At 45.3% G+C, this 3,291-nt stretch carries 2 protein-coding genes and 1 pseudogene; all 3 read left to right on the top strand.

All coding sequences use genetic code 11. The features are described from left to right. Window positions 1–19 precede the first annotated feature (19 nt). On the top strand, window positions 20–1,384 hold the full coding sequence (gene fumC, locus ACO4PX_RS09420) for a class II fumarate hydratase (RefSeq protein WP_485572411.1): 1,365 nt from the start codon (window positions 20–22) through the stop codon (window positions 1,382–1,384). Window positions 1,385–1,560: 176 nt separating this feature from the next. After that, on the top strand, window positions 1,561–2,733 hold the full coding sequence (locus ACO4PX_RS09415) for an NAD(P)-dependent malic enzyme (protein ID WP_485572409.1): 1,173 nt from the start codon (window positions 1,561–1,563) through the stop codon (window positions 2,731–2,733). A 22-nt stretch (window positions 2,734–2,755) separates the two neighbouring features. Continuing rightward, a pseudogene (locus ACO4PX_RS09410) lies at window positions 2,756–3,291 on the top strand (carboxypeptidase M32); the annotation flags it as partial.

Below are 3,291 nucleotides of genomic sequence, written 5' to 3'. Positions count from 1 at the left end.
GCTGTATGGAGGAAAAGAAATGGACTATAGAACAGAACACGATTCCATGGGGGAAGTGCAGGTTCCGGTGGAGAAATACTGGGGGGCACAAACCCAGAGAAGCTTTGAGAATTTTAAAATAGGAACGGAGAAGATGCCTACAGAGATTGTTCGTGCCTTTGCCATTTTAAAGAAGGCGGCAGCAATGGCAAACAATCGCCTTGGAAAACTGGATGAAAGACGAAAGACTTTGATTTCCGATGTCTGTGATGAGATTTTGGAGGGGAAACTTAACGAGCACTTTCCTCTTGTGGTATGGCAAACCGGAAGCGGAACCCAGTCCAACATGAATGTGAACGAAGTCATTGCCAATCGGGGAAATGAAGTGGCCGGAGAAAAGCTTTTGCATCCCAATGACCATGCCAATATGTCCCAAAGCTCCAACGATACCTTCCCAACAGCTATGCATATCGCAGCAGCCTTGGAAATCGAGGAGAGACTTTTTCCCAGTCTTGACACCCTCATTCAATCCTTTGAAAGACTTATGCAGGAAAATGAAGGCATTGTAAAAACAGGGCGGACCCATTTGCAGGATGCCACACCGATTAGCTTTTCTCAGGAAATCAGCGGCTGGAAAGCTATGCTGGAAAAATCGATGGAGATGCTTCAATTAAGCCTTCCCGGACTTCGGGAGCTGGCGCTTGGAGGAACTGCGGTGGGAACGGGACTAAATGCCCCGAAGGGATTTGATGTGGAAGTGGCTAAAGCAGTTTCCGAGCTGACACATAAGGATTTTAAAACGGCAGACAACAAATTCCATTCCCTTAGCAGCAAGGATGAACTGGTTTTTGCCCATGGCGCTTTGAAAGCCTTGGCAGCGAATTTGATGAAAATAGCCAATGACATCCGTTGGCTTGGCAGCGGGCCAAGATGCGGTCTTGGAGAAATTTTCCTTCCGGAAAATGAGCCGGGAAGCTCCATTATGCCGGGAAAGGTCAATCCCACCCAGTGCGAAGCACTCACCATGGTTTCCTTGCAGGTCATGGCCAATGATGTAGCAGTGGGGATGGCGGCTTCTCAAGGGAATTTTGAGCTAAATGTATATATGCCGGTGTGTATCTACAATTTTTTGCAGTCTGTACGCCTACTTTCCGATGCCATGCTGTCCTTTAATCAGAACTGTGTTGTGGGCATCAAGGCGAACAAGGAGAAAATGCAGGAAAACCTTCACCGTTCTCTGATGCTTGTAACCTGCTTAAACCCCTATATCGGTTATGAAAATGCGGCGAAGACAGCGAAGAAAGCCTTTCAGGAAAACATTTCTTTAAAAGAAGCCTGCCTACAGCTTGGCTTCTTGACGGAAGAGAAATTTGACGAAGTGTTTAAACCGGAAAAAATGATATAAGAAGAAATGATATAAAAAACAATGCGTTAAGAAAGGCACATTATGAGGAGCGAGTGATGCCGGGAAGAAATATCCAAAGGTAGAAGTAATAAAAAGTCATAAATAATAAAATTTAGAAATAATAGAAGGCAGAAATTACATAGAATAGAATTGAAATAAAGCATGGAGGAAGAAAAATGGATTATGCGAAGGAATCATTGAAACTGCATTATGAATTAAAGGGAAAGCTTGAGGTAACACCGAGAGCCAAGGTGGATAGCAAAGAAGCCTTAAGCCTTGCTTATACCCCGGGAGTTGCGGAACCCTGCCTAGTGATACAGAAGGATGTGGAGAAAAGCTATGAGCTGACCAGACGCTGGAATACGGTGGCAGTGGTAACGGACGGAACTGCTGTTCTGGGCTTGGGAGACATTGGACCGGAGGCAGGCATGCCGGTTATGGAAGGAAAATGTGTGCTGTTTAAGGCATTTGGAGATGTGGATGCCATTCCGCTCTGCGTAAGAACGAAGGATGTGGAGGAAATCGTGAAAACGGTGAGTCTCCTGGCCGGAAGCTTCGGGGGAGTGAATCTGGAAGACATTTCCGCACCCCGTTGTTTTGAAATTGAAAAGAGACTAAAGGAAATTTGCGATATTCCTATTTTCCATGACGACCAGCATGGTACTGCGGTGGTCACTTTGGCAGGTCTCATCAATGCCTTAAAGCTTACCGGGAAAAAAATCGAAGAAGTGAAGATTGTGACCTCCGGAGCAGGAGCGGCAGGCATTGCCATTATCAAACTGCTCTTAAGCATGGGAGCTAAACATGTGATTATGACAGACAGGGAAGGTGCTATTTATAAGGGGAGAGAGAATTTAAATCCCATTAAGATGGAAATGGCAGAGATTACCAATCTCTCCATGGAAAAGGGAAGTCTTTCTGATGTTATCAAAAATGCGGATGTCTTTATCGGTGTTTCCGCACCGGGAACCCTGAATAAGGATATGGTGAAGAGCATGGCGGAGAAGCCCATTATCTTTGCCTGTGCCAATCCTATCCCGGAAATTTTTCCGGAGGAGGCGAAGGAGGCCGGTGCTACAGTAGTATCTACAGGGCGCTCAGATTTTCCAAACCAGATTAATAATGTACTATGCTTTCCGGGCATCTTTAGAGGCGCTCTGGATATGCGGGCAAAGGATATTAATGATGAAATGAAGGTTGCCGCAGCCTATGCTATCGCAGGACTGGTGAGCGATCAGGAATTAAATGCGGAGTATATTCTGCCGGCGGCCTTTGATGAAAGAGTGAAAGATGCAGTGGCAAATGCCGTTGCGGAAGCCGCAAAGAAAAGCGGAGTAGCAAGACTGTAATGCCGGAAAGAAAGGAAAATATATGACTAAAGAAGAAAAATTAAAGAAGTATCAGGACTGGCTGTTCAAATGTTCTGCCTACCATATGGCTCTAAATATCATTGATATTGATAAGCAGACTGTAGCGCCTACAGCGGGAGCAGGCTATAGAGATGAGCGTTCCGCCTTTTTGGCAGGGGAGCTTTTCAGTTTAGAGACAGATCCGAAAATTGTAGAATTACTCAAGGATTTAAAGGATGATCCCAAGGTGGATGCGGAAAATAAGCGGGCCATTCAGCTTTATTACAAGCAGGCCTTGGATACCCTTTGCATTCCCAAGGAAGAGTATGTGGCCTTTAAAAAGCTTTGTGACGAGTCCTTTGACGCGTGGATTTTGGCAAAGTCCAAGGCGGATTATTCTCTCTTCGCCCCTTATTTGAAAAAGGTGATTGAGAGCCAGAAGAAGCTTTACGGCTATCGAAAGAGTGAAAAGAGTATTTATAACCAGATGTTGGATGACTTTGAGCCGGGAATGGACGAGGAAAAGTATGATGCCTTTTTTGCGGCTTTAAAGGAAAG

Source organism: Oribacterium sp., from assembly GCF_057249185.1.
This window is presented reverse-complemented; position numbering and strand designations above follow the sequence as displayed.

Bases quoted from the DNA above. Each gene is read 5' to 3' on its own strand.
- fumC (WP_485572411.1), top strand. From the start codon at position 20: ATGGACTATAGAACAGAACACGATTCCATGGGGGAAGTGCAGGTTCCG.
- ACO4PX_RS09415 (WP_485572409.1), top strand. From the start codon at position 1,561: ATGGATTATGCGAAGGAATCATTGAAACTGCATTATGAATTAAAGGGA.